The sequence below is a fragment of the Streptomyces sp. NPDC056628 genome, assembly GCF_042792555.1.
Taxonomy (GTDB): domain Bacteria; phylum Actinomycetota; class Actinomycetes; order Streptomycetales; family Streptomycetaceae; genus Streptomyces.
Genome location: NZ_JBHTWG010000001.1, coordinates 299,872 through 325,239 on the forward strand (window position 1 = coordinate 299,872; position 25,368 = coordinate 325,239).

A 25,368-nucleotide genomic window follows, 5' to 3' on the forward strand; every position below is an offset into this window, starting at 1 on the left:
GCCAGTCAAGGGAATGGACCGTAACCGAAGAGGGGCCGCCATCGGCGCAGTTGGAGGGGGGCGCGCCGATGACGGCGTGCTGCCGGCCGCGGCACGGCTGGAGAGGGTGGTCAGCGATCGCAGCCAGCAGCGAGGCCGACACCGTGCCACGGTGACTCTCCGGCAGCTTGCCCGTTGGACGAGGGGCGACGGGGCTGGGTTCCCGGGAACGGGCGCCGTCGGCGAAGTCGGGACGCCGGTGGCGGGCGGGGTGGACGGGACTGTCGACACACCCCCCTAGGGCGTGTTTCGAAAGTCCCGTCTGGTCCGCGACGCCTGGCACGGCGCCTCGCCGCGTTGTCGGGATCGTCCGCGTACGCCCAGTACGCGGACGACCCTCCGCCTTGCGACGCACCGCACCAGACGCCGCGGACCCCGCCCTTCGGGCGGACGACGCTACTTTCGAAACACGCCCTAGTCCTCGGAGAGGGCGCCGTCCCGCAGTTGCGGGGTGCTCGCCCCGACGTACGTCACCGCGAGCACGCACAGCAGGCCGCCGAGGACGAGGGCCGTCGCCCCGTCCGTCCAGCCGGCGACCAGTCCGCCGCGCAGGTTGCCGAGGTGCGGGCCGCCCTGGCCGACGATCTGCTCGGCGGCCGTGACCCGGCCCAGCAGGGCGTCCGGGGTCCGGGTCTGCACGATCGTGACCCGGGAGACCACCGACAGGGAGTCCGCGCCACCCGCCACCGCCAGCAGCCCGAGCCCCGTCCAAGGGTCGCTCACCAGGCCGAACAGGGCCAGTGCCACCCCCCAGGTGCCGGCCCCGCACAGCATCACGAGGCCGGGGCGGCCCAGCCGGGTGACCGGACCCGACAGCGCCGTCGCCGTGACACCGCCGACCGCCACGGCCGACATGAAGAGGCCGAGCGTGCGCGGATCGCCGCCGAAGCGCTCCGCGTTGACGAGCGGGAACAGGCTGACCGGCATCGCCAGCACCGTGGCGGCCAGGTCGGTGATCAGCGCGCCGCGCACCACGCGGTGCCCGGCCAGGAAGCGCAGCCCGTCCAGGACGCCGTGCACCCCCGCCCGCGACGGCTCGCCCTCGGGCGGCAGCGCGGGCAGCCCGAAGGCGCCGTAGAAGGCGAACACGAAGGTCAGGGCGTCGATCAGATAGCAGGCGCCGATGCCGAACCAGCCGAGGCACAGGCCCCCCACCGCCGGGCCCAGCAGCATCATCGACTGGCCGGACACCTGGTTGAGGGCCAGCCCCGCCGCCACCTGCTCCTTCGGCAGCAGCCGCGGCACGAACACCCCCGCAGCCGGACCGCCGATCGCCGCGAAGCAGGAACCGGCGGCCACGAGCACGAGGACCCCGATCACCGGGACGTGTCCGGTGAAGCCCTGCACCGCCAGCAGCAGCGCGCAGACCGCCTGGCCGACGGTGGCGGTCAGATAGATCCGGCGCCGGTCGCCCCGGTCCACCCACGATCCCGCGAGCAGCCCCACGACGACCATGGGCACCACCTGCGCGAGACCGACCGCGCCGCTCCAGATGGTGCTGTGCGTCATGTCCCAGACCTGGTAGAGCACGGTCACCATGGTCATGAAGCCGCCGAGCATGGACACCGTCCGCCCGATCAGCAGCCGCCGGAAGACGGGGGAACCGCTCAGGGGCCGTACGTCGATCAGGGCACGCGTGAGGCTCATGACGGCAGGGCTGGGTGACGGGTGGGCTCAGGCACGAGGGGGTACGTTATAGCGCCCCTCGAAACCCGGCCACCGAATTTCCGGGCCGGTCGCCCCTCGCGCCTACGCGGACTCGTTCAGCAGCCGGGACAGGTGGTCGCGGCCCGTGTCGAGCAGACCCTCCAGCGGGGCGGCGTCCTCGTTCCAGCGCTTCTCGTACTCCCAGCACAGCCAGCCGTCCCAGCCGTGCCGGGACAGGACCTCGACGCACTCGGCGAGCGGCAGCACCCCGGCGCCGAGCGGCAGCGGAGCCGTGTCGCCGGCGGTCGCGATGTCCTTGACCTGGACGTAGCCCAGATGGGGGGCGAGCGCCGCATAGCTCTCCGCGGGCTGCTCACCGGCCAGCCAGGTGTGCATGACGTCCCACAGCGCGCCGACGTTGCGGTGCCCGACCAGGCCCAGCACCCGCATCGCGTCGGCGGCCGCCCGGTGCGAGTCGTGGGTCTCCAGCAGGACGCGCACCCCGCTGTCGGCGGCGTACTCCGCCGCCGTGCCGAGCCGGCGCGCGGCGATCGCGTCCGTGGCCTCGGAGGTCTGCTCCGGGTCGGCGCCGGGGAAGACCCGCACGTAGGGCGCGCCGATGTCGTGGGCGAGGTCGACGAGCGTGCGCACCTCCTCGATGACCGGCCCGTCGTCCCCGGGCGCCGCGATCCGCGTGTACCCGGCGACGCCCAGCGGCTCCACGCCGGCTGCCTTGAACTCGGCGGCCACGTCCGCCCGTTCACCGGGGCCGAGGCCCGGATGCACCGGCTCCTCGGGGTGGGCGCGCAGTTCCACGCCGTGGTAGCCGTGCGCGGACGCGAGCCGCAGCACGTCGGGGAGGGGCAGACCGGGGACGCCGAGAGTGGAGAACGCCAGCTTCATGTACCTCACCTTGCCAGGGAAACGAGGTCCACACATCCGGCCGGACACGCGCCGCCCCCGGGGCGCGGCCGCGGTGCCGCCTCAGCCCCGCGGCACTCCGGAGGACCCCCGCACCATCAGTTCCCCGCGGATCGTCGCCAGGTCGCCGGGGGGCGGCTCCTCGCGGCCCATGGCGATGCGGCCCGCTCGGGCGCCCGCGTCGGAGAGCGGGAGGCGGACCGTCGTGAGGGAGGGCACGGCGTCGATGCCGAACGGCAGGTCGTCGAAGCCGGCCACCGAGAGGTCGTCCGGGATGCGCAGTCCGGAGTCGCGCAGGGCCGCGCAGGCGCCCAGCGCGACGGAGTCGTTCGCGGCGACCACGGCCGTCAGGGACGTGTCGCGGCGCAGCAGTTCCAGCGTCGCCTCGTAGCCGGACCGCCGGTCGTAGCGGCCGTGCACGATCAGGCGGTCGTCCACCGGTATGCCGTGCGCCTCCAGCGCGGCCCGGTGGCCCTCCAGCCGGTGCCGGGTGGTCGTGCGCTCCAGCGGTCCCGCGATGTACCCGAGCCTGCGGTGCCCGAGCCCGATCAGATGCTCGGTCAGCTCACGGGCGCCCCCGCGGTTGTCGAAGGCCAGCGCGATCGCGCCCGTGTCCGGCGCGGGCGGCCGCCCGCACAGCACCACCCGGGTCCCGGCGTCCGACAGCTTGCGCAGCTTCGCCGCGACGGCCTCCGCGTGCGGCGCGCTCTCCACGGCGCCGCCGGTCAGCACCACCGCGGCCGCCCGCTGCCGCTGCAGCAGGGTGAGGTACGTCAGTTCGCGCTCCGGCGACCCGCCCGTGTTGCAGACGACCGCGAGCCGCTCGCCGCCCGCCCGGCCGCCGGGGCCGCCGATCTCCGACTGGATGGCGCTCGCCATGATCCCGAAGAACGGGTCGGCGATGTCGTTGACGAGGATGCCGACCAGGTCGGAGGTGGCGGCGGCCAGCGAGCTGGCGGGGCCGTTCAGCACGTAGTCCAGCTCGTCCACCGCGCGCAGCACCCGCTCCCGGGTGGAGGCGGCGACGGGATAGTTGCCGTTCAGCACGCGCGACACCGTCGCGGGCGAGACCTGGGCGCGGGCCGCCACGTCCGCCAGGGTCACCGTCATCTCGTCGTCCTCCGGTCGCGCATGTCGTGGAACCCCCCGGGCCGCCCGTGCTCGGGCCGCCACCTCGTAGACAGGCCGTGAGTGGCCGCGGTTCCGTGTATGTCGAGCAGACCTTAAGGCCAACGACCCCGGTTGTTCGTCCCCTCGAACAACTCGACCCCGTCACGGTCTTGTCTCCACCCCTGCTCGGAGGTAGCTTCACCACCGGTAGAAAGCGCTTGCCGTGACGCTGGGCCAGGGAGGGTGCACGCGGCGTCCGTGCGCACCTGCACGACGACCGCGCGCGAACGCCGCGCACGGCACCTACGGAGGGCAACGACGTGACACGCAAGACGGTGCGTATCGCCATGAACGGTGTGACCGGGCGCATGGGCCACCGCCAGCACCTGGTCCGCTCGATCCTGGCCCTGCGCGAACAGGGCGGCCTCGACCTGGGCGACGGCACCGTGCTGTGGCCGGAACCGGTCCTGGTCGGCCGCCGCGAGCACGCCCTGAAGGCCCTCGCCGACCGGCACGGACTGGACCCGGCGCACATCTCCACCGATCTCGACGCGGTCCTCGCCGACCCCACCGTCGACATCTACTTCGACGCCCAGGTGACCTCCGCCCGCGAGGAGGCCCTGCGCAAGGCGATCGCCGCGGGCAAGCACGTCTACACCGAGAAGCCGACGGCCACCGGGCTGGCGGGCGCCCTGGAACTCGCCCGGCTCGCGACCGCCGCCGGCGTCAAGCACGGCGTCGTCCAGGACAAGCTCTTCCTGCCGGGCCTGCGCAAGCTCAAGCGCCTGATCGACGGCGGCTTCTTCGGCCGGGTCCTGTCCGTGCGCGGCGAGTTCGGCTACTGGGTCTTCGAGGGCGACTGGCAGCAGGCCCAGCGCCCGTCGTGGAACTACCGCGCCGAGGACGGCGGCGGCATCGTCGTCGACATGTTCCCCCACTGGGAGTACGTGCTGCACGAGCTGTTCGGCCGGGTCACGAGCGTCCAGGCCCTCGCCACCACCCACGTCCCGCGGCGCTGGGACGAGAACGGCACGCCGTACGACGCCACCGCCGACGACGCGGCCTACGGCCTCTTCGAACTCGAGGGCGGCGTCGTCGCGCAGATCAACTCCAGCTGGGCCGTGCGCGTCGACCGCGACGAACTCGTCGAGTTCCAGGTCGACGGCACCGAGGGCTCGGCCGTCGCCGGACTGCGCCGCTGCCGCGTCCAGCACCGGGGCACCACCCCCAAGCCGGTCTGGAACCCCGACATCCCGGCCACGTACTCCTTCCGCGACCAGTGGCAGGAGGTCCCCGACAACGAGGAGTTCGACAACGGCTTCAAGGCCCAGTGGGAGCTGTTCCTGCGGCATGTCCACGCCGGCGCCCCCTACCACCGCGACCTCCTCGCCGGAGCCCGCGGCGTCCAGCTCGCCGAACTCGGCCTGAAGTCCTCGGCCGAGGGCCGCCGCCTCGACGTACCGGAGATCACCCCGTGACCATCCACCTGCCCGACGCGCACGGTGCCCCCCGCGCCTACGAACCCCGCACCGAGCACCTGGCCCCCGCCCCGGGCGCCCCCTTCACCTCCCGCACGGTCTTCGCCGCGGCCCACGTCGTCGCCGACCCGTACGCCGACGTCACCCCCGACTCCCCGGCCGCCGTCGACTGGGACGCCACCCTCGCCTTCCGCCGGCACCTGTGGTCCCACGGGCTCGGTGTCGCCGAGGCCATGGACACCGCCCAGCGCGGGATGGGCCTGGACTGGGCGGGCGCGGCCGAACTCATCCGCCGCAGCGCCGCCGAGGCCCGGGCGGTCGGCGGCCGAATCGCCTGCGGGGTGGGCACCGACCAGCTCACCGGCCCGGCCTCCCTGGCCGGGGTCCGCGCCGCGTACGAGGAACAGCTCGCGCTCGTGGAGGACAGCGGGGCCCAGGCGATCCTCATGGCCTCCCGCGCCCTCGCCGCCACCGCGAAGGGCCCCGAGGACTATCTGCGGGTCTACGGCCACCTGCTCCGCCAGGCCGCCGACCCGGTGATCCTGCACTGGCTCGGCCCGATGTTCGACCCGGCGCTGGAGGGCTACTGGGGCTCGCCCGGCCTCGACGCGGCCACGGACACCTTCCTCCAGGTCGTCGCCGCCCACCCCGACAAGGTCGACGGCATCAAGGTCTCCCTGCTGGACGCCCGGCGCGAGGTCGGGCTGCGCCGCCGGCTCCCGAAGGGCGTGCGCTGCTACACCGGCGACGACTTCCACTATCCCGAGCTGATCGCGGGCGACGAGCACGGCTTCAGCCACGCCCTGCTCGGCGTCTTCGACCCGCTCGGCCCGCTCGCCGCCCGAGCGGTCCGCGTTCTCGACACCGGCGACACGGACGGCTTCCGCGCCCTCCTCGACCCGACCGTCGAGCTGTCCCGCCACCTGTTCCAGGCACCCACCCGCTTCTACAAGACCGGCGTGGTGTTCCTGGCCTGGCTGGCCGGCCACCAGACGCACTTCACGATGGTCGGCGGCCTGCAGTCCGCCCGTTCCCTCCCTCACCTCGCCCGGGCCTACGAACTCGCCGACCGCCTCGGGCTGTTCCCCGACCCGAAGCGGGCCGAGGAACGGATGAGGACCCTGCTGTCCCTGTACGGAGTGACCGCGTGAGCGACCTCGCCCGCTTCAGCGTCAACCAGATGACCGTCAAGCAGCTCCCGCTCCCCGAGCTGGTCGCCGCCTGCCGCGACTTCGGCGTCCCGGCCGTCGGCCTGTGGCGCGAACCCGTCCAGGAGTACGGCGTGGAGGCGGCCGCCACGCTCGTCCGGGACGCCGGCCTGACGGTCACCACCCTGTGCCGGGGCGGCTTCCTCACCGCGATCGACCCGGCCGAGCGCGCTCGGGCCCTGGACGACAACCGGCGGGCCGTCGACGAGGCGGCCACCCTGGGCACGGACGTCCTGGTGCTGGTCTCCGGCGGCCTGCCCGCCGGCTCCCGGGACCTGCGCGGCGCGCGGGAGCGGATCGCCGACGCCCTGGGCGAGCTCGGGCCGTACGCCGAGGCGCACGGCGTGAAGCTGGCCGTCGAGCCGCTGCACCCGATGTTCGCCGCCGACCGCTGTGTCGTGTCCACCCTGACCCAGGCCCTGGACCTCGCGGAACGCTTCCCGGCCCGGCAGGTCGGAGTCACCGTGGACACGTACCACATCTGGTGGGACGAGGACGCGCCCGCGCAGATCGCCCGGGCGGGCGCGGGCGGCCGGATCCACACCTTCCAGCTCGCCGACTGGATCACCCCGCTGCCCGCCGGCGTCCTGAACGGCCGGGGCCAGCTCGGCGACGGCTCCGTCGACCTGCGCCAGTGGCGGGACCTCGTGGAGGCGGCCGGCTACACCGGGCCCATCGAGGTGGAGCTGTTCAACGACGCCCTGTGGGCACGCGACGGCCGGGAGGTGCTGGCGGAGACCGTGGCACGCTTCACCCGGCACGCCGTCTGACGCACACGTCCACGCGGCGTCGCGGCCCTACCGCCCGGTCGCCCGCCGTTCCAGTACGGTCAGGACCGCCGGGACCAGCACGCCCACCGTCCGGGCCATGGCCGGCCGGGGCAGCCCGGTCCTGGCGGCCACGTCGGTGGTCAGCGGGTCCGCCTCCTCGGCGAGCAGGCGGGCCATCAGACCGCCGGTCGCGGGACCGCCCACCGTGGGCACACCGGTCAGCGGGGCGCGGGGCGGGATGGCGACCATCTCCGCCTCCCCGGACACCGCCGTCACGGTCGTGCAGATCACCTGCCGCGCCCCGGCCTCGTCCGTGCCCAGCAGCCGCGCGATGTCCCCGACCGCCTCGTCACCGAGTTCGTCGAGCACGTCGTCCTGAAGGGCCACGAGGGGAATCTCGTCCAGCTCCTGCATACCTGAAACGCTACGTCCGCACCGGTGGAACGGCACGCCGAGGGCGGCCCGGAGGATCGCGGAAAAAAATTGGCGAACCGTGCAACCCTCCCCGCACCTCGCGGGTCGTACTTGGCGTCAGGATCTTTGGAGGGGGATCTGGGGGGATCGCGGGGGTTCTGACGGGAGGGGACGCGAGGGGCCCGGTCGACGGACCGGGCCCCTCGAAACGTCGTCGCGGCCAGGGGGACCGGTCAGAAGAAGACGCCGCAGCGCAGCAGCACGTTCGCGTACGGCCGGGCCTCACCGGTGCGCACCACCAGCCGCGCCCCGGCCGACAGCTCCTTGAGCCGCTCGTGCGGCACCAGCTCCAGGGCGGGGCACGTCTGCGCGAGCAGCGAGGCCGCCTCGGGGTTCGCGTCCCGCATCTCGGCCGCCGCCGTCGCGCCCTCCACCACCAGCTCGGCCAGCAGCCCGTCCAGCACCTCGGCGAACGAGGGCACCCCGGCCCGGAACGCCAGGTCCACGACCCGCGGCCCCGCAGGGATCGGCATCCCCACGTCACACACCAGGACGCCGTCGCCGTGGCCCAGCTCGGCCAGCGCGCCGGACAGCCCCCGGTTCAGGATTCCGGCCCGCTTCACAGCGCCTCGGCCTCCGCCGCCGTCGGGAACGACACCTGAGCGCCCTCCCGTGTCACCGCCACCGCACCGACCCGGGCCGCGTACGCCGCCGCCTCGGCCAGGGTGGCGCCGGCACCCAGCCGCCAGGCCAGCGCCGCCGTGAACGCGTCGCCCGCACCGGTGGTGTCCACGGCCTCCACCTTCACCGCCGGGACCCGCGCGACCCCCTCCGAGGAGGCCACCAGGGCGCCCTCGGCGCCGAGCGTCACGACCACCGAGCGGGGCCCCTTCGCGAGCAGTATCCGCGCCCAGTCCTCGGGTGAGTCGCCGACCGCCGCGTCACCGAGGACGACCCGCGCCTCGTGCTCGTTGACGATGAGCGGGTCGCAGGCCGCCAGGACGTCGGCCGGCAGCGGCCGCGGCGGCGACGGGTTGAGCACGAAGCGGCTGCCGTCGGCCAGATTGCGCACGACCTCCGCGACCGTCTCCAGCGGGATCTCCAGCTGCGTCGAGACGACCCGGGACGCCTGGAACAGGCTCGCGGCGGCCCGTACGTCGGCCGGGGTGAGCCGGCCGTTGGCGCCGGGGGAGACCACGATGCTGTTGTCGCCGGACGGGTCCACGGTGATCAGCGCGACCCCGGTCGGCGCCCCGCCGACCAGCACGCCCACCGTGTCCACGCCGGCCGCGTGCTGCGAGTCCAGCAGCAGGCGGCCGTAGGCGTCGTCGCCGACCCGCGCGAGCAGGGCCGTGCGCGCGCCGAGCCGGGCCGCCGCGACGGCCTGGTTGGCGCCCTTGCCGCCCGGGTGGACGGCCAGATCGGAGCCGAGCACGGTCTCGCCGGCACCCGGCCGGCGCTCGACACCGATCACCAGGTCGGCGTTGGCCGACCCCACGACCAGCAGGTCGTAGTCGTACATGAGGTTGCTCCCCTGAATCCGGTCCCCGTGATGACGCCTGGACGGGCGGCCGCCACCGGAACCCATGCTCCGCCAACGACCGCCCACCCGTGGGCCGTTCGGCCGATGTCAGCCCTTGAAACCGGCCACGTTCTGCTGCGTGACCACCTTCACCGGCACCTTCACCGTCTGCTCGACCTTCTTGCCGTCGAGGGCCTTGAGGGCGTTGTCCACGGCGATCCTGCCGAGCTGGGACGGCTGCTGGGCGACGGACGCGTACAGCGAGCCGCCCTCCACCGCCTTCAGGCCGTCGGGCGTGCCGTCGAAGCCGACCACGGACACGGACGTCCCGGCCTTCGACCCCAGCGCCTTGATGGCGCCGAGCGCCATCTCGTCGTTGGCGGCGATGACGCCCTGGACGTCCGGGTGCGCCTGGAGCAGGTTCGACATGACGTCGAGGCCCTTGGTGCGGTCGAAGTCGGCGGGCTGCTGGGCGACCACCTCGATGCCCGGGAACGCCTTGAGGCCGTCGGCGAAGCCCTGCGCCCGCTCACGGGCGGCCGAGGTGCCGGCCTGGCCCTGCAGGATCACGATCTTCCCCTTGCCGCCCAGCTTCTCGGCGATCGACTTGGCGGCCAGCTCACCGCCCGCCACGTTGTCGGAGGCGACCAGGGTGGCGGTCCTCGCGTCGTTGACCCCTCGGTCGACGGCGACGACCGGGATGCCGGCCTTGCCGGCGGCCTTCACGGAGTTGCTCGCGGCGTCCGAGTCCACCGGGTTGACGACGATCGCGCCGACACCGGAACTGGTGAAGTTCTGCAGCTGGTTGGCCTGCTGCGAGGCGTCGTTCTGGGCGTCCGTCACCGTCAGGTCCACGCCCAGCTTCCTCGCCTCGGCCTGGGCGCCCGCGCGGATCTGCACGAAGAAGGGGTTGTTGAGCGTCGACAGCGACAGCCCGACCCTGCGGTTGGCCGATCCGTTCGCGTTGTCGTGCAGGAACGAGGTCGCGCCGACGATCGCCACGGTCACGACGGCCGCGAGCGCGTACGTCCCGGCCTGCCTGCCCCTGCCGCCGCCCGGACCGGTGCCCGCGGCGAGCGGCGTGGCGCCCGCCTTGCGGCGCAGCGTGTCGAAGAGGACGGCCAGCGCGATCACGACGCCGATGACGACCTGCTGCCAGAACGCGGAGACGTTCAGCAGGTTCAGGCCGTTGCGCAGCACCGCGAGGATGAGCGCGCCGATCAGCGTGCCGGACGCCTTGCCGGTGCCGCCCGCGAGGGAGGCGCCGCCGATGACGACCGCGGCGATCGCGTCCAGCTCGTAGCCGTCGGCGGCCTGCGGCTGGGCGGAGGACAGCCGGGAGGCGAGCACCACGCCGGCGACGGCGGCGAACACACCGGACAGCGCGTAGATGGCGAGCTTCTGCCGCTTCACCCGCAGCCCGGACAGCCGGGCCGCCTCCTCGTTGCCGCCGATCGCGTACATCGACCGGCCGATGTAGGTGCGGCCGAGCACGAACGCGGCGATCAGGCCCATCACGATCATGACCAGGACCGGCACCGGCAGCCAGCCGCCGAGCGTGTCACCGAGGTGCGACACCGAGTCCGGGAACGGGATCGGCGAGCCCTCGGAGATCACCAGCGACAGACCGCGGGCCACCGACAGCATCGCGAGCGTCGCGATGAACGGCGGGAGCTTGCCGTAGGCGATGAGGAAGCCGTTGACGAGTCCGGCCGCGATGCCCGTCGCCACCGCCAGCAGCACCGCTATGACGACCGGCACCCCGTGCGAGGTCGCCGACCAGGCCAGCACGGTGGCCGACAGCGCCGCCACCGAACCCACCGACAGGTCGATGCCCGCCGAGACGATGACGAAGGTGACGCCGAAGGCGAGGACGGCGGTCACCGCCGCCTGCACGCCGACGTTGAGCAGGTTGTCGGTGGTCAGGAAGTCGCCCGACAGCGCCGACATGGCGATCACCAGGACGATCAGCGCGGTGAGGGCGCCGTTGTCGAGGAGCAGGCGGCGCAGCCCGCCGGTCGCGCCACCGGCGCCCGGGTTCCTCTTGAGCGTGTCAGTGGCCACGAGCGGCCTCCTTGTCGGTCGTGGGGTTGCTGACGGCGAGTGCCATCACGGTGTCCTGGGTGGCCTCGTCGGCGGACAGTTCGCCCGCGATCCGGCCCTGGGCCATCACCAGCACCCGGTCGCTCATGCCGAGCACCTCCGGGAGATCGCTGGAGATCATGAGGACGGCGGCGCCGTTCGCGGTCAGTTCGTTGATGAGCTGGTAGATCTCGACCTTGGCGCCGACGTCGATCCCGCGCGTGGGCTCGTCGAGGATCAGCACCCTGGTGTCGGCGAGCAGCCACTTGCCGATGACGACCTTCTGCTGGTTGCCGCCGGAGAGCGTGCGCACGTGCTGGCCGAGCCCGGCCATCCGCACGCCCAGCTGCTTCGCGATTCGCGCGGCCGCCTCCTGCTGGCCCTTGCGGTCGACGAGCCCCGCGCGCGTGGCGGCGCGCAGGGTGACCAGGCCGAGGTTCTCCTCCACCGACTGGTCGAGGACCAGCCCCTGGCCCTTGCGGTCCTCGGGGACGAGCCCGATCCCGGCCGCCATGGCGGCGTTCACGTCGTGCCCCTTCAGCGAGGCGCCGTCGACCTTCACGGCGCCCTTGTCGTACGGGTCCGCCCCGAACACCGCCCGGACGACCTCGGTACGGCCCGCGCCGACCAGCCCGGCGATGCCGACCACCTCACCGGCGCGCACCTCGAAGCCGACGTCGTGGAAGACGCCGTCGCGGGTGAGGCCCTCGACGGTGAGCAACGCCGGGCCCGCGTCCGCCCGTTCGCGCGGGTACTGCTGCTCGATGGAGCGGCCCACCATCAGCCGGACCAGCTCGTCCTTCGGCGTGGACGCGGGGACCTGCCCGACGCTCCTGCCGTCCCGGATGACGGTGACCCGGTCGCCGAGGGCGGCGATCTCCTCCAGGTGGTGGGTGATGAAGACGATCCCGACGCCGTCCTCGCGCAGCCGCCGCACGATCCCGAACAGCGTCTCGACCTCCTCGGAGGTGAGCACGGCGGTCGGCTCGTCCATGATGAGCACACGCGCGTCCAGGCTGAGCGCCTTGGCGATCTCGACCATCTGGAGCCGGGCGATGCCCAGTTCACGCACCCGCGCGCGGGGCGGGACACTGAGCCCGACCCGCTTCAGCAGGACCTCGGCGTCGGCCTCCATCCGGGCCCGGTCGATCATCCCGAACCGGCGCGGCTGCCGCCCCAGGAAGATGTTCTCGGCGACCGTGAGGTCCGGGACCAGGTTGAACTCCTGGTAGATCGTGGCGATCCCGAGGCGCTCGGAGTCCTGCGCCCCGTGGATGCGCACCTCCTCGCCGCCGACCAGGATGCGCCCGCCGTCCGGCGTGTACGCGCCGGAGAGCATCTTGATGAGGGTGCTCTTCCCGGCGCCGTTCTCACCGAGCAGCACATGGACCTCGCCCCGGCGCAGGCCGAAGTCGACGCCGTCCAGCGCGACCACGCCCGGGAAGGTCTTCCGGATGCCCTCGATGCGCAGCAGTTCGTCCGGATCGCTCACGACGTGCTCCTTTGCACTGCGGTGGGGGGCGCGCCGCACGAGCGGCGCACCACGAGACGGGCGGGGAGGGTGACGGACTCGCCGGTCCGCCCCTCGACGCGGTCGACCAGGGCCCGTACGGCGGCCCGGCCCAGCTCGCCGGTCGGCTGGGCGATGGCGGTGATCGGCGGGTCGGTGTGCACGAACCACCGGATGTCGTCGAACGCGGCGAGCGCGATGTCGTCCGGCACGCGAAGGCCCCGCGCGCGGACGGCGTCCAGCGCGCCCAGCACCATCAGGTTGTCGGCGGCGAAGACGACCTCGGGCGGCTCGGGCAGGTCGAGGAAGCCCTCGGTGACCCGGCGCCCGCTCTCGGCCTGGAAGTCGCCCTGCCCCGTGTAGGCGGCGGGGAGTTCGAGCCCGTGGGCGGCGAGCGCCTCCCGGAAGGCGTCCACGCGTTCGCGGCCCGTCGTGGTGGCCGCGGGTCCCGCGATGATCGCGAGCCGGCGGTGCCCGAGCGCGTGCAGATGGGCCACGAGGTCCCGCACGGCCGCCCGTCCGTCGGCGCGCACGACCGGCACGTCCACCCCGGGGATCCAGCGGTCCACGAACACCATCGGCGTCCCCGCGCGCGCGGCGTCCAGCATCAGCGGGGAGCCGCCGTCGGTGGGGGAGACCAGGAGCCCGTCGATACGGCGGTCCAGCAGGGTCCGTACGTGGTGGTCCTGGAGGTCGGGGCGCTCGTCGGCGTTGCCGATGATCACGCTGTACCCGAGTGCGCGGGCCTCCTCCTCGACGGAGCGGGCGAGCTCGGTGAAGTAGGGGTTCAGCACATCGCTGATGACCAGGCCGAGCGTGTGGGTCTGGTCGGTGCGCAGAGAGCGGGCGACGGCGTTCGGGCGGTAGCCCAGGGCCGTCACGGCGGCCGTCACGCGCCGGCGGGCGTCCTCGCTGACCGAGGGGTGCCCGTTCAGGACGCGCGACACCGTGGCGACGGAGACGCCTGCCTCGGCGGCGACGTCCTTGATGCTCGCCATGACCGTTCCACCTCCTCGTGGAATCGATTACACGAAGGATTGGAATCGATTACACGAGCGGAGGCAAGAGGCTGTGGTTGGCCGAGACCAAACCTTTACCGGCGGGTGGCCGGCTCGAGAGCCCGGCCACCCGCGCGCGTCAGACGGCCGGCCGGGTACGGCCCAGGCGCAGGGCGGAGACGAGGAAGAACACCCCGCCGAGGAAGGCGTATCCGGCCAGGGCGCCGAGCGAGGGGTCGGCCTGACCCGCCTGCCCGAAGAACGACGCTCCGGCGAGCGTGGAGATCCCGCCACTCGCGATCATGGCCCACTGTCCGCCCATCCGGCGCCGCGAGACGCCGACGAGCAGCTGGACGAGGCCCGCGGTGATCGCCCACACGCCCCAGACGCGCAGCACGGCCGGGATGCCGGAGGTGGCGGCGACGGCGAGGCCGATGCCGGTGAGGGCGCTGAGCGCGATGTTCAGGTACAGCTGCCGTACGGGGCCGCCGTTCTCGCGGGCGGACCGGAGGTCGACGACGGCGCAGGCCACGTCGAACATCGGATAGATCACGAGCAGGGCCCCGGCCGCCGGTGTCAGGCTGCCCGCGGTCGCGAACAGCAGGGCGGCCCACACGGCGGCGAACGCGAAGCGCAGCAGATACAGCTTGCGCAGGGCGGTGGTGGCGTCGGTGGCGGGGGATGGGGCGAGGGCGGTGTCCATGGCGGGCCTTCCGGTGGCGTGGGACGCCTGAATGAGGGAGAACGTTCGGTCTCTTCATCAAAGACGCGGACGGTGACGTCTGTCAAGACCGAACGTTCTCCCTCATGGCTTGGTAGCCTCGGAGCCATGAGTCAGGGCACAGCGAAACGGGGCACGTCGGGGGGCGTGTCGGAGGCGCGGACACGGCTCCTCGGCACGGCGACGAAAATCTTCTACGCCGAGGGCATCCACTCCGTCGGAGTCGACCGGATCATCGCCGAGGCGCAGGTGACCCGCGCGACGCTCTACCGGCACTTCACGGGCAAGGAGGAACTGGTCCTCGCCTACCTGGGCCTGGCCGACCAGGGGATCCGGGCACAGGTGGGAGCCGCGCGGGAGAGCGCCGCGTCCCCGGCCGACGAGGTCAGGGCGGTGGCCCGCTCCATCGCGGAGGGCATCCGCTCGCCCGGCTTCCGCGGGTGCGCCTTCCTCAACGCGGTGGCGGAATACCCCGACCCGTCCCACCCGGTCCACCAGGCCGTCCTGGCCCACCGGCAGTGGTTCCTGGAGACGGTGACGGAGCTGCTGGCACGGGCCGGCCACGAGCCGGCCGACGAGGCCGGCCGGCATGTCGTCATGCTCCGGGACGGCGCGATGGCGGCGGGGTGCCTGTTCGATCCGGAGCTGGTCTGCGAGACGTTCTTGCAGGGGGTGGAGGGCGTCCTCGCCTCGTGAGCCCTCCTGGGAGCGGCCGCGGCGTCAATCGGCGGGTGTGATGAGGCCGTTGTCCCAGATCCACTGCCAGATCGCGTTCCACCGGTGGTCGTGCTCGGGGACGGCGCCGGCGCTGCGGATCCGGTGGTACGCGTCGACCGTGCGGGGGTCGTCCCGCAGGGCCAGCCCGTAGCCGGCCTCCAGCAGCGTCGGGGGATCGTCGCGTTCGAGGAGGGCGGCCAGGCTGTCGGCGACGGCGGCCGTACGGTCCGGGCAGGACGCCAGGAGGGCCGCCGCCGCGGCGTGCAGCTCGGGATCCGCTTCCTCGACCAGGCGGAGCAGTCGCGGTACGGCCTCCCGGACGAGGCCGGCGTCGCCGACGGCCGTGCGACAGGCGCCGAGCCGTACCCGGGCGTCCGGGTCGCGGAGGAGGGCGCGCAGGGTCTGGCGGCCCCGGGGTGCCGGGCGGACGTCGTCTCCGAGGGGGAGGAAGAGGGCGGGCACCGCCCGGCGCACCTCCACATCGGGGTGTGCGGCGTGCCGCAGCCCGGCGGCCTGCCGCCCGGGGTGGTCGAACTCGTCCAGGGCTCGCAGCACCCGCGCGAGCACGTCGGGGTCGGCCTCCTCGGCGGCCCAGGCGCTCACGATGTCGCCCTCGCGCCGCGTGTACGGCGAGTCGTCCGCGAGGATTCCGCGGACGCGCAGGTAATCCGCCAGGAAGCGGCGGTGTGCCGGGGCGGGGTGGTGCCGGTGGGTCACCACGGCCGACCAGGTCTCCTCGCTCCGCCGGTCGGAAAGGACTCGGAGCACTTCCCACCAGGTCGCGTGGTCCTCGTCCGGAACGGCGGTGGCCCGGGTGATCAGCTCGTCGACCGGGGTCAGGATCCGGAAGGCCCACTCCAGGGCGGTGAGGATGCCGGCGTGGCCGTCCCGGACGGACAGGCCGCCGAGGGACACCTGGTGGGTGAAGTGGAAACCGTCGGCGTCGTCGGGGAGGCGGACCGTCTCCACCGGCCCCTGTGCTCCGGTGCGGCGCCGCAACTCCTCCTCGACGCCGGTCTCGTGCCAGGCCGTGGCGAGAGCGAGGAGCCGCTCACGCGTCTCCTCGGGGAGGCGCAGCCGGGGTTCGCGACCGAGGACGGCCGCGGCGACGGCGGGGGAGCCGCCGTCGACGGCCCGCCACAGCGGGGTGGTCCCGTCCGGCAGCACGCGGTCGGGATAGGCCCCGCCGTCGACCAGCGCACCGGCGACGGCGGAGTCGAAGGCGGCGACGGCCGTGCACAGCACGGGGAGCCCGTCCGCGCCGGCGGTGTCCGGATCGGCGCTCTCGTTCAGCAACTCCTGTACGGCCAGGTGGTCTCCGGCCCGGACGGCGTCCACCAGCGGTCGGCTCAAGCGGCTCTCCCTCGTGCGAGACGAAACGTCGAGCATCGGCCGCCCTTACGCACCGGGCAACCGGATTTCGTACGGCCGGTCAGCCCGCCGCCAGCTCACACCAGACGTACTTGCCCCGGTTGCCGTCCCGGGCCGAGGGCTGCCACCCCCACACGTCGGCGCAGGCCCGCACGAGGGCCAGACCGCGCCCGTCCTCGTCGTCGGCGGTGTGCGCGAACGCGCGGGGCGGCCGCGGGGGTTCGGGGTCGGCGTCCCAGGCCCCGATGCGCAGGGTGCCGGGCGGCGCCCAGCGCACGCGGAGGGCGGCGGGGCCCTTGGTGTGCCGTACGGCGTTGGAGACCAGTTCGGCGGCGAGCAGTTCGGCGACGTCCACGAGTCCGATGAGCCCGTGCATGGTCAGGATCAGGCGCAGGGTGCGGCGACTGACGGTGACGGCACGGAGGTCGTTGGGGAGGTGGAGGGAGTACTCCCAGGGGGCGGCGCTCTCGGCCATGCGGAAGTCCGTCTCGGTGAGGGGGGATCGGATGGGCGGGCCCCGGTGTCATTGCCGCATCCGTCAGGGCGTGACGGGGCGGTGCGCTTCCGGTGCACAGCGTGCTTGCTGCCTCACTGACGGTAGACCTTAAAGTTTCGGCGCGACAAGCCGGTCGCGTAATCTGACCCCGAACGAGTCGCGTCGCCGGGCGCGTTGGAGTCGAGGAGCGTTCCATGCCTACGAGGCGCGAACCGACGGCGCGGCAGCTGCGCCTCGCGACGGAGCTGCGGAAACTCCGCGAGGCGGCGGGTCTCACGGCTCGGCAGGCCGCGGCCATGCTGGGCGTGAGCAACGTCCAGATCAGCCAGATCGAGTCGGGCCTCTCCGGCGTGAGCGAGCAGCGGCTGCGCCGGTTGGCATCCCACTACGCATGCTCGGACGAACAGTTCGTGGACGCCTTGGTGGCGATGGCTACTGACCGGACCCGAGGCTGGTGGGAGGAGTACAGAGGGCTGCTGCCCACAGCGTTCCTGGATCTGTCCGAGCTGGATCATCACGCGACTTTTCAGCGGGACGTTTCCATCCTCTACGTGCCAGGCCTTCTCCAGACGGAGGACTACGCCCGAGCCGTGTTCTCCTCCAGGATTCCGCAACTGACCCCGGAAGAACTTGAGTTGCGCGTCCGCCACAGGCTGACACGTCAGAGCAAAGCTGCGTTTCCCCACGAGGTCGTCATCCACGAATCAGCTCTTCGCATCCGGGTCGGCGATCGTGCTGCCATGCGAACACAACTGGCGCATCTGCTGGAGATGTCTGAGGTGGACCGCGTAACCCTGCGTGTCATTCCCTTCGACCTTGACGGGTTCGCCAGGGCCTCCAGCACGATGACGTATATCGGCGGGGCTGTGCCCGGGCTGGACACCGTCGCACGCGATGCACCTCATGGCGCTCTGCTGATCGACTCAGAAGCTCAACTCGACGCCTATCGAACGCGCTTCCGTAGGGTAGAGGAGGTATCGCTGGCACCGAGTCGATCGCGTGACTTCATCCACAAGTTGGCGAGGGAGCTGTGAGGCATCGCATGAAGAACTGGCGCAGGTCGTCCTACTCGGGCGAGGGCGACGGCAACAACTGTGTGGAGATCGCCACCACCCCCACCCACGCCGCCGTCCGCGACTCCAAGGCCCCCGCCCGTGCCACCCTCACCTTCCCGGCCCCCGCCTTCGACCGGTTCCTCGCCACGGTCAAGAAGGACTGAGGCCCCGGACTGTCACACCCCACGGGTACCGTCGGATCATGTCCAACCAGTCCGCACCGGCCGACGGGGAACGCCGGCTCGCCACGCTCGAAGGCGTGCTGGAGCGCATCACGTACGCCAACGAGGAGAACGGCTACACGGTCGCCCGCGTCGACACCGGCAGGGGCGCCGGGGATCTGCTGACCGTCGTCGGCGCGCTGCTCGGCGCGCAGGTGGGGGAGTCGCTGCGGATGGAGGGCCGCTGGGGCTCGCACCCGCAGTACGGCAAGCAGTTCCACGTCGAGAACTACACGACCGTGCTGCCCGCCACCGTCCAGGGCATCCGGCGCTACCTCGGCTCGGGCCTGGTCAAGGGCATCGGGCCGGTCTTCGCCGACCGCATCACGCAGCACTTCGGCGTGGACACGCTGCGGATCATCGAGGAGGAGCCGAAGCGGCTCATCGAGGTGCCGGGGCTCGGGCCCAAGCGGACGAAGAAGATCGCCGACGCCTGGGAGGAGCAGAAGGCGATCAAGGAGGTCATGCTCTTCCTCCAGACCGTCGAGGTGTCCACGTCGATCGCCGTGCGCATCTACAAGAAGTACGGCGACGCCTCCATCTCCGTCGTGAAGAACGAGCCGTACCGCCTCGCCGCCGACGTCTGGGGCATCGGCTTCCTCACCGCCGACCGGATCGCCCAGTCCGTCGGCATCCCGCACGACAGCCCGGAGCGGGTCAAGGCCGGCCTGCAGTACGCCCTGTCGCAGGCCACCGACCAGGGCAACTGCTACCTCCCCGAGGAGCAGCTGATCAAGGACGCGGTGAAACTCCTCCAGGTCGACACCGGCCTCGTCATCGACTGTCTGGCCGAGCTGGCGCAGGTCCCGGAGGACGGCTCGGACCCCGGTGTCGTACGGGAGAAGGTGCCGGGCCCCGACGGCGCCGCCGAGCCGCTGACGGCCGTCTACCTGGTGCCGTTCCACCGGGCGGAGCTGTCCCTGTCCGCCCAGCTGGTGCGGCTGCTGCGCACCGGCGAGGACCGGATGCCGGGCTTCGGCGACGTCGACTGGGAGAAGGCGCTCGGCTGGCTCAGGGCCCGCACCGGCGCCGACCTCGCGCCCGAGCAGGAGGCCGCCGTCAAACTGGCCCTGACCCGGAAGGTCGCCGTCCTGACCGGCGGACCGGGGTGCGGCAAGTCCTTCACGGTCCGCTCGATCGTGGAGCTGGCGCGGGCGAAGAAGGCGCGGGTGGTCCTCGCCGCCCCCACCGGCCGGGCCGCCAAGCGCCTGGCCGAGCTGACCGGCGCCGAGGCGTCCACCGTCCACCGCCTCCTGGAGCTCAGGCCCGGCGGCGACGCGGCGTACGACCGGGACCGTCCGCTGGAGGCCGACCTGGTCGTGGTCGACGAGGCGTCCATGCTGGACCTGCTCCTGGCGAACAAGCTGGTCAAGGCCGTACCGCCGGGCGCCCACCTGCTGTTCGTCGGGGACGTGGACCAGCTGCCCAGCGTCGGCGCCGGCGAGGTGCTCAGGGATCTGCTCGCCGACGGCAGCCCGGTCCCGGCCGTGCGGCTCACGCGCGTGTTCCGCCAGGCCCAGCAGTCCGGGGTGGTCACCAACGCGCACCGGATCAACGCCGGGCAGCACCCGGTCACCGACGGCATGAAGGACTTCTTCCTCTTCGTGGAGGACGACACCGAGGAGGCCGGCCGCCTCACCGTGGACGTGGCGGCCCGTCGCATCCCGGCCAGATTCGGCCTCGACCCGCGCCGGGACGTGCAGGTCCTGGCCCCCATGCACCGCGGACCGGCCGGGGCGGGCACGCTCAACGGCCTGCTCCAGCAGGCGGTCACACCCGGGCGCCCCGACCTGCCGGAGAAGCGCTTCGGCGGCCGGGTCTTCCGTGTCGGCGACAAGGTCACCCAGATCCGCAACAATTACGAGAAGGGGGAGAACGGCGTCTTCAACGGCACCGTGGGCGTGGTCACCTCGCTCGACCCGGTCGACCAGCGCCTGACGGTGCTGACGGACGAGGACGAGGAGGTGCCGTACGACTTCGACGAGCTGGACGAGCTGGCGCACGCGTACGCGGTGACCATCCACCGCTCCCAGGGCAGCGAGTATCCCGCCGTGGTGATCCCCGTCACGACCGGAGCATGGATGATGCTCCAGCGGAACCTGCTGTACACGGCGGTGACCCGCGCCAAGCGTCTGGTCGTCCTCGTGGGCTCGCGCAAGGCGATCGGTCAGGCGGTGCGCACGGTGTCGGCGGGGCGGCGCTGCACGGCGCTCGACTTCCGGCTCGCGGGCGGCTGAAGGAGCCGTCGGGCCCTCTCGCGGACTCTTCCCCGACCTGCGGTTTCGTAAGGTCGTGAAAAAAATGATCGATCAAATAAGTCGGGAAGGTCACAGACACCTTCCGGATGGGCAAGACAGGGGGCAGGATGGCAGGTTGGCGGCACTCAGTGCCGTCAATAGGCCCAATGGTCGACCCCGAGTGCACTCTCCTGAGCCGAATGGGGGAGGGTAGAGACAGTCAGGGCAACCTCGAAGATGAGGCACAACGTCGGTGAGGGAAGACGTGAGCGACAACTCTGTAGTAGTGCGGTACGGCGACGGCGAGTACACCTACCCGGTGATCGACAGCACCGTCGGCGACAAGGGCTTCGACATCGGCAAGCTCCGCGCCCAGACCGGTCTGGTGACGCTGGACAGCGGCTACGGCAACACGGCCGCGTATAAATCCGCCATCACCTACCTCGACGGCGAGGCGGGCATCCTCCGCTACCGCGGCTACCCGATCGAGCAGCTGGCCGAGCGCTCCACCTTCCTGGAGGTCGCCTACCTGCTGATCAACGGCGAACTGCCGACGGTCGACGAGCTCTCGTCGTTCAAGAACGACATCACGCAGCACACCCTGCTGCACGAGGACGTCAAGAACTTCTACAAGGGCTTCCCGCGCGACGCCCACCCGATGGCCATGCTGTCCTCGGTCGTCTCGGCGCTGTCCACCTTCTACCAGGACAGCCACAACCCGTTCGACGAGACGCAGCGCAACCTCTCGACGATCCGGCTGCTCGCGAAGCTTCCGACGATCGCCGCGTACGCGTACAAGAAGTCGATCGGGCACCCGTTCGTCTACCCGCGCAACGACCTCGGCTACGTCGAGAACTTCCTGCGCATGACGTTCTCGGTGCCGGCCCAGGAGTACGAGCTCGACCCGACCGTCGTCTCGGCGCTGGACAAGCTGCTGATCCTGCACGCGGACCACGAGCAGAACTGCTCGACCTCCACGGTCCGCCTGGTCGGCTCGTCGCAGGCGAACATGTTCGCCTCGATCTCCGCCGGCATCAACGCCCTGTGGGGTCCGCTGCACGGCGGCGCCAACCAGTCGGTGCTGGAGATGCTCGAGGGCATCCGCGACGCCGGCGGCGACGTCGACTCCTTCATCCGCAAGGTGAAGAACAAGGAGGACGGCGTCCGCCTGATGGGCTTCGGCCACCGGGTCTACAAGAACTTCGACCCGCGCGCCAAGATCATCAAGGCCGCCGCGCACGACGTCCTCTCCGCTCTCGGCAAGTCCGACGAGCTGCTGGACATCGCGCTCAAGCTGGAGGAGCACGCGCTCTCCGACGACTACTTCGTCTCGCGCAGCCTCTACCCGAACGTGGACTTCTACACCGGCCTCATCTACCGGGCCATGGGCTTCCCGACCGAGATGTTCACGGTCCTGTTCGCCCTCGGCCGGCTGCCGGGCTGGATCGCCCAGTGGCACGAGATGATCAAGGAGCCGGGTTCCCGCATCGGCCGCCCGCGCCAGATCTACACGGGCGTCGTCGAGCGCGACTTCGTCCCGGTCGAGGAGCGCTGAGCCGCCCCCTCCGCGTCCTGGAGCCCCGTGTCCGACCCTGGGTCGGGTGCGGGGCTTCCGTGCGTCACAGGAGACGTCACGGGAGACAGGGGAGCGTGGCATAGAAGAAGGCGCCCTGGCGGCGGTCCCCCCACGGGCCGACGTCCAGGGCGCCTTCCCATGTCCCGGTGCGGATTCCCCCCACGGGATCCGGCCGGGCGTCTGTGAGGACAGCGCCTGAATCGCTGTTGAGCACAACGAGTGGAACTCGACGTACTCATGTATGCGGTTGTTCTGTGCGGTCTGCCGGGACAGCGCACGCTCGGGAGGGCCGCTCAAAGCTTCCCGAGATGCGTGTCCCGGCAACGCAATTCTGAGGAAGTCCCCCAAGACATCCTCAGATGCCAGTGGGCGCCCCCCAAGACGCCGCCTGACATCGCCAACTTAGACCCTCGAACCCCTTCGATGGTTACGTTCACATCACTGTGATCTGCGTCTCTTGCATATGTCCGTTAGATACGCAAGAGCCCCGATACGGCGATCGGGTCTCCAGCGTAAGGATGATGCGTGAGCCTTGTGAAGAGCTTATGTGAGCCTGGCGGCGGACTCCAGGGGGGTCCGGGGGGTTCTTCCTACCAATTCACCGGAACGTCCGCAGACGCAGGCTGTTGGTCACCACGAACACGGACGAGAAGGCCATCGCCGCGCCCGCGATCATCGGGTTCAGCAACCCGGCCGCGGCCAGGGGCAGCGCGGCGACGTTGTAGCCGAAAGCCCACACCAGATTGCCCTTGATGACGGCCAGGGTCCGCCGGGACAGCCGGATCGCGTCCGCGGCCACCCGCAGGTCACCGCGGACCAGGGTCAGATCGCTCGCCTCGATCGCCGCGTCCGTGCCCGTGCCCATGGCCAGGCCCAGATCGGCGGTGGCGAGCGCCGCCGCGTCGTTGACGCCGTCGCCCACCACGGCCACCGACCGCCCCTCGCGCCGCAGCCGCCGTACGGCCTCCAGCTTGTCCTCGGGCAGGACCTCCGCGATCACCTGATCGATACCGACCGTGTGCGCCACCGCCTCGGCCACCCGCCGGTTGTCCCCGGTCAGCAGCACCGGTGTGAGCCCCAGCGCGCGCAGCGCGCGCACCGCCTCGGCGCTGCTCTCCTTCACGGTGTCCGCGACCGCGAGGACACCCCGTGCCACCCCGTCCCAGCCGACCACGACGGCCGTACGGCCCTCCCGCTCGGCCTCCTCGGCGGCGCGGGCCAGCTCGGAGGGCAGGGCCGCCGTGTTCTCGGCGAGGCGGCCCACGGCGACGTCATGGCCCTCCACGCGCCCGCGTACGCCCTTCCCGGGAACGTTCGTGAAGTCCTCCACCGCGGGCAGCCGTCCGGCCTGTTCCTCGGCGCCCGCGGCGACCGCGCGGGCCACCGGGTGCTCCGAGGCGTGCTCCACGGCGCCCGCGAGCCGCAGCAGCGTCCTCTCGTCCACTCCGTCGGCGGCGTACACGCCCTGGAGCGTCATCCGGCCCGTGGTGACCGTGCCCGTCTTGTCCAGCAGGACGGTGTCGACGCGGCGCGTGGACTCCAGTACCTCGGGACCCTTGATGAGGATGCCGAGCTGCGCGCCGCGCCCCGTGCCGACCATGAGGGCCGTGGGTGTGGCCAGGCCCAGCGCGCACGGGCACGCGATGATCAGCACCGCGACGGCGGCGGTGAACGCGGCGGCCGTGTCGTCGGTCGCGCCGAGCCAGACGCCGAAGGTGGCGACCGCGAGAGCGATGACCACGGGCACGAAGACGGCGGAGATCCGGTCGGCGAGCCGCTGGACCTCGGCCTTGCCGCTCTGCGCCTCCTCCACCAGCTTCGCCATGCGCGCCAGCCGGGTGTCCGCGCCGACCCGGGTCGCCTCCACGACGAGCCGGCCGCCCGCGTTGACCGTGGCCCCGGTCACGGCGTCCCCGACGCCCACGTCGACCGGCGCCGACTCCCCGGTCAGCAGGGCGGCGTCCACGGCGGAGGCGCCCTCCACGACGGTGCCGTCGGTGGCGATCTTCTCGCCGGGGCGCACGACGAACCGGTCCCCCACGGCCAGCCCCGCCACCGGGACGCGGACCTCGCGTCCGTCCCGCAGGACGCCGACGTCCTTCGCGCCCAGCTCCATCAGGGCGCGCAGCGCGTCACCCGCGCGGCGCTTGGCCCGTGCCTCCAGATGGCGGCCGAGGAGGATGAAGGTGATCACCCCGGAGGCGACCTCCAGGTAGATCTGGGAGGCGCCGTCCCCGCGGGACACGGTGAACGTGAAGCCGTCGTGCATCCCGCTCATACCGGCATCGCCGAGGAACAGGGCCCACAGCGACCAGCCGAACGCCGCCAGCGTGCCGACCGAGACCAGGGTGTCCATGGTGGCGGCGCCGTGCCGGGCGTTGGTGAACGCGGCCCGGTGGAAGGGCAGTCCGCCCCACACCACGACCGGGGAGGCGAGGGTGAGCGCCAGCCACTGCCAGTTGTCGAACTGCAGGGCGGGGACCATCGACAGCAGGACGACCGGCAGGGACAGCAGCGCGGAGACGGTCAGGCGCTGCCGGTAGGCGTCCGGCCCGCTGCCCTCGGGGGGCGCGGTGGGCTCCTCGGGCGCGGGCCGGGGCGGCTCCGGCTCACGCGCGGTGTACCCCGTCCGCTCCACGACGGCGATCAGGTCGGTGACGGAGACGTCGGCGGGGTGGCTGACCTTCGCCTTCTCGGTCGCGTAGTTCACCGAGGCGGTCACGCCGTCCATGCGGTTGAGCTTCTTCTCGACGCGGGCCGCGCAGGAGGCGCAGGTCATCCCGCCGATGAGCAGCTCGACCTCGGAGGCGGCGGCGGCCGCCGGAGCCTCGGCTATGTCCGGTTCGCCGGTGGTGGTGCGGGGCATGGCGGGATCAGATCCGGCCGACCAGTTCGAAGCCGGCCTCCTCGACGGCCTCGCGCACGGCGGCGTCGTCCAGCGGGGCGGCCGAGACCACGGTGACCTCGCCGGACGCGGCGACGGCCTTCACGGAGCTGACGCCGGACAGTTCGGAGATCTCACCGGACACGGCCCCTTCGCAGTGCCCGCAGCTCATGCCGCTCACCTTGTAGACGGCGGTGACGGAACCGGTGGTGTCGGTCTGGGCGGTCATGTCGTTCTCCTCGTCGAGGCGGGTGGGGCGGAGGGGGCCGAGGGGGTCCCCTTCCACCAGCAACCGTATACCCCTACGGGGTACTGCTCAAAGAGGGGTCGGGCCTGTCGGTGCAGCACGCGTGTTCGGTGGGTACCGCGCTGACGCGCCGGGATGCCGGGC

22 protein-coding genes are annotated in these 25,368 nt (G+C 72.2%); 8 read left to right on the forward strand and 14 right to left on the reverse strand.

The annotated features are described in order from the left end of the window. Positions 1–453: 453 nt before the first annotated feature. From ACFRAC_RS01340 to ACFRAC_RS01350, 3 genes are all read right to left on the reverse strand, one after another. Positions 454–1,686, reverse strand: a complete 1,233-nt coding sequence (locus ACFRAC_RS01340) for an MFS transporter (protein ID WP_382919365.1) — start codon at positions 1,684–1,686, stop codon at positions 454–456. A gap of 102 nt (positions 1,687–1,788) precedes the next feature. Beyond that, the gene (locus ACFRAC_RS01345) at positions 1,789–2,589 is read right to left on the reverse strand and encodes a sugar phosphate isomerase/epimerase family protein (protein ID WP_382919367.1); all 801 of its coding nucleotides are present in this window, start codon (positions 2,587–2,589) and stop codon (positions 1,789–1,791) included. Positions 2,590–2,670: 81 nt separating this feature from the next. Continuing rightward, positions 2,671–3,717 carry a LacI family DNA-binding transcriptional regulator gene (locus ACFRAC_RS01350; protein ID WP_382919369.1) on the reverse strand — a complete coding sequence of 349 codons (1,047 nt, stop codon included), beginning with the start codon at positions 3,715–3,717 and terminating at the stop codon, positions 2,671–2,673. A gap of 320 nt (positions 3,718–4,037) precedes the next feature. Here ACFRAC_RS01350 and ACFRAC_RS01355 point away from each other — a divergent pair, with 320 nt between their 5' ends. From ACFRAC_RS01355 to ACFRAC_RS01365, 3 genes are read left to right on the forward strand one after another with little or no spacing between them, the layout of a single operon-like run. Continuing rightward, positions 4,038–5,195 (forward strand): Gfo/Idh/MocA family protein, encoded by a 1,158-nt coding sequence (locus tag ACFRAC_RS01355; protein WP_382919370.1) that lies wholly within the window; start codon positions 4,038–4,040, stop codon positions 5,193–5,195. Then, positions 5,192–6,346, forward strand: a complete 1,155-nt coding sequence (locus tag ACFRAC_RS01360) for a dihydrodipicolinate synthase family protein (RefSeq protein WP_382919371.1) — start codon at positions 5,192–5,194, stop codon at positions 6,344–6,346. The genes ACFRAC_RS01355 and ACFRAC_RS01360 overlap by 4 nt, the downstream gene beginning before the upstream one ends. After that, a complete protein-coding gene (locus ACFRAC_RS01365) occupies positions 6,343–7,173 on the forward strand; it encodes a sugar phosphate isomerase/epimerase family protein (protein ID WP_382919373.1) in 831 nt (276 codons plus the stop codon). Before ACFRAC_RS01360 ends, ACFRAC_RS01365 begins: the two co-directional genes overlap by 4 nt. 27 nt (positions 7,174–7,200) lie before the next feature. Here the strand turns inward: ACFRAC_RS01365 and ACFRAC_RS01370 are convergent, their stop codons facing one another. The 7 genes from ACFRAC_RS01370 to ACFRAC_RS01400 all read right to left on the reverse strand — a co-directional run bounded on the left by ACFRAC_RS01370 (position 7,201) and on the right by ACFRAC_RS01400 (position 14,402). After that, on the reverse strand, positions 7,201–7,587 hold the full coding sequence (locus ACFRAC_RS01370; RefSeq protein ID WP_382919375.1) for a hypothetical protein: 387 nt from the start codon (positions 7,585–7,587) through the stop codon (positions 7,201–7,203). 233 nt (positions 7,588–7,820) lie between these two features. Next, positions 7,821–8,210 (reverse strand): D-ribose pyranase, encoded by a 390-nt coding sequence (rbsD, locus tag ACFRAC_RS01375; protein ID WP_382919376.1) that lies wholly within the window; start codon positions 8,208–8,210, stop codon positions 7,821–7,823. Further along, entirely contained in the window at positions 8,207–9,109 is a 903-nt protein-coding gene (locus ACFRAC_RS01380; RefSeq protein WP_382919377.1) for a ribokinase, read from the reverse strand. Before ACFRAC_RS01380 ends, rbsD begins: the two co-directional genes overlap by 4 nt. 108 nt (positions 9,110–9,217) lie before the next feature. Further along, on the reverse strand, positions 9,218–11,173 hold the full coding sequence (locus ACFRAC_RS01385) for a substrate-binding domain-containing protein (RefSeq protein ID WP_382919378.1): 1,956 nt from the start codon (positions 11,171–11,173) through the stop codon (positions 9,218–9,220). After that, positions 11,163–12,683 (reverse strand): sugar ABC transporter ATP-binding protein, encoded by a 1,521-nt coding sequence (locus ACFRAC_RS01390; RefSeq protein ID WP_382919380.1) that lies wholly within the window; start codon positions 12,681–12,683, stop codon positions 11,163–11,165. Before ACFRAC_RS01390 ends, ACFRAC_RS01385 begins: the two co-directional genes overlap by 11 nt. Further along, positions 12,680–13,699, reverse strand: coding sequence for a LacI family DNA-binding transcriptional regulator (locus ACFRAC_RS01395; protein ID WP_382919381.1), 1,020 nt, complete (start codon positions 13,697–13,699; stop codon positions 12,680–12,682). The genes ACFRAC_RS01390 and ACFRAC_RS01395 overlap by 4 nt, the downstream gene beginning before the upstream one ends. Before the next feature lie 139 nt (positions 13,700–13,838). Then, a complete protein-coding gene (locus ACFRAC_RS01400; protein WP_382919382.1) occupies positions 13,839–14,402 on the reverse strand; it encodes a hypothetical protein in 564 nt (187 codons plus the stop codon). Between the two features lie 126 nt (positions 14,403–14,528). On the opposite strand from ACFRAC_RS01400, the gene ACFRAC_RS01405 reads away from it, so the two are divergent. Further along, on the forward strand, positions 14,529–15,116 hold the full coding sequence (locus ACFRAC_RS01405) for a TetR/AcrR family transcriptional regulator (RefSeq protein WP_382919383.1): 588 nt from the start codon (positions 14,529–14,531) through the stop codon (positions 15,114–15,116). A 24-nt stretch (positions 15,117–15,140) separates the two neighbouring features. Here the strand turns inward: ACFRAC_RS01405 and ACFRAC_RS01410 are convergent, their stop codons facing one another. Further along, on the reverse strand, positions 15,141–16,490 hold the full coding sequence (locus ACFRAC_RS01410; RefSeq protein WP_382919384.1) for a hypothetical protein: 1,350 nt from the start codon (positions 16,488–16,490) through the stop codon (positions 15,141–15,143). A gap of 79 nt (positions 16,491–16,569) precedes the next feature. Continuing rightward, positions 16,570–16,983, reverse strand: a complete 414-nt coding sequence (locus tag ACFRAC_RS01415) for an ATP-binding protein (RefSeq protein WP_382919385.1) — start codon at positions 16,981–16,983, stop codon at positions 16,570–16,572. Positions 16,984–17,198: 215 nt separating this feature from the next. On the opposite strand from ACFRAC_RS01415, the gene ACFRAC_RS01420 reads away from it, so the two are divergent. The 4 genes from ACFRAC_RS01420 (at position 17,199) to ACFRAC_RS01435 (ending at position 22,072) form a co-directional block, all read left to right on the forward strand. Further along, the gene (locus tag ACFRAC_RS01420; protein ID WP_382919386.1) at positions 17,199–18,038 is read left to right on the forward strand and encodes a helix-turn-helix transcriptional regulator; all 840 of its coding nucleotides are present in this window, start codon (positions 17,199–17,201) and stop codon (positions 18,036–18,038) included. Between the two features lie 8 nt (positions 18,039–18,046). Then, positions 18,047–18,223, forward strand: a complete 177-nt coding sequence (locus ACFRAC_RS01425; RefSeq protein ID WP_382919387.1) for a DUF397 domain-containing protein — start codon at positions 18,047–18,049, stop codon at positions 18,221–18,223. Positions 18,224–18,261: 38 nt separating this feature from the next. Then, positions 18,262–20,517 (forward strand): ATP-dependent RecD-like DNA helicase, encoded by a 2,256-nt coding sequence (locus ACFRAC_RS01430; RefSeq protein WP_382919389.1) that lies wholly within the window; start codon positions 18,262–18,264, stop codon positions 20,515–20,517. A 265-nt stretch (positions 20,518–20,782) separates the two neighbouring features. Then, entirely contained in the window at positions 20,783–22,072 is a 1,290-nt protein-coding gene (locus ACFRAC_RS01435; protein ID WP_361338912.1) for a citrate synthase, read from the forward strand. A 619-nt stretch (positions 22,073–22,691) separates the two neighbouring features. On the opposite strand, the gene ACFRAC_RS01440 is transcribed toward ACFRAC_RS01435, so the two are convergent. Both ACFRAC_RS01440 and ACFRAC_RS01445 read right to left on the reverse strand, forming a co-directional pair. Continuing rightward, a complete protein-coding gene (locus tag ACFRAC_RS01440) occupies positions 22,692–24,959 on the reverse strand; it encodes a heavy metal translocating P-type ATPase (RefSeq protein ID WP_382919391.1) in 2,268 nt (755 codons plus the stop codon). A 7-nt stretch (positions 24,960–24,966) separates the two neighbouring features. Then, on the reverse strand, positions 24,967–25,206 hold the full coding sequence (locus ACFRAC_RS01445) for a heavy-metal-associated domain-containing protein (RefSeq protein WP_382919393.1): 240 nt from the start codon (positions 25,204–25,206) through the stop codon (positions 24,967–24,969). Between the last annotated feature and the right edge of the window lie 162 nt (positions 25,207–25,368).

What these genes read in the sequence shown, in the direction of transcription:
- ACFRAC_RS01340 (WP_382919365.1), bottom strand. Translation starts at nt 1,686, where the DNA reads ATGAGCCTCACGCGTGCCCTGATCGACGTACGGCCCCTGAGCGGTTCC.
- ACFRAC_RS01345 (WP_382919367.1), bottom strand. Translation starts at nt 2,589, where the DNA reads ATGAAGCTGGCGTTCTCCACTCTCGGCGTCCCCGGTCTGCCCCTCCCC.
- ACFRAC_RS01350 (WP_382919369.1), bottom strand. Translation starts at nt 3,717, where the DNA reads ATGACGGTGACCCTGGCGGACGTGGCGGCCCGCGCCCAGGTCTCGCCC.
- ACFRAC_RS01370 (WP_382919375.1), bottom strand. Translation starts at nt 7,587, where the DNA reads ATGCAGGAGCTGGACGAGATTCCCCTCGTGGCCCTTCAGGACGACGTG.
- ACFRAC_RS01380 (WP_382919377.1), bottom strand. Translation starts at nt 9,109, where the DNA reads ATGTACGACTACGACCTGCTGGTCGTGGGGTCGGCCAACGCCGACCTG.
- ACFRAC_RS01395 (WP_382919381.1), bottom strand. Translation starts at nt 13,699, where the DNA reads ATGGCGAGCATCAAGGACGTCGCCGCCGAGGCAGGCGTCTCCGTCGCC.
- ACFRAC_RS01400 (WP_382919382.1), bottom strand. Translation starts at nt 14,402, where the DNA reads ATGGACACCGCCCTCGCCCCATCCCCCGCCACCGACGCCACCACCGCC.
- ACFRAC_RS01405 (WP_382919383.1), top strand. Translation starts at nt 14,529, where the DNA reads ATGAGTCAGGGCACAGCGAAACGGGGCACGTCGGGGGGCGTGTCGGAG.
- ACFRAC_RS01415 (WP_382919385.1), bottom strand. Translation starts at nt 16,983, where the DNA reads ATGGCCGAGAGCGCCGCCCCCTGGGAGTACTCCCTCCACCTCCCCAAC.
- ACFRAC_RS01420 (WP_382919386.1), top strand. Translation starts at nt 17,199, where the DNA reads ATGCCTACGAGGCGCGAACCGACGGCGCGGCAGCTGCGCCTCGCGACG.
- ACFRAC_RS01425 (WP_382919387.1), top strand. Translation starts at nt 18,047, where the DNA reads ATGAAGAACTGGCGCAGGTCGTCCTACTCGGGCGAGGGCGACGGCAAC.
- ACFRAC_RS01430 (WP_382919389.1), top strand. Translation starts at nt 18,262, where the DNA reads ATGTCCAACCAGTCCGCACCGGCCGACGGGGAACGCCGGCTCGCCACG.
- ACFRAC_RS01440 (WP_382919391.1), bottom strand. Translation starts at nt 24,959, where the DNA reads ATGCCCCGCACCACCACCGGCGAACCGGACATAGCCGAGGCTCCGGCG.
- ACFRAC_RS01445 (WP_382919393.1), bottom strand. Translation starts at nt 25,206, where the DNA reads ATGACCGCCCAGACCGACACCACCGGTTCCGTCACCGCCGTCTACAAG.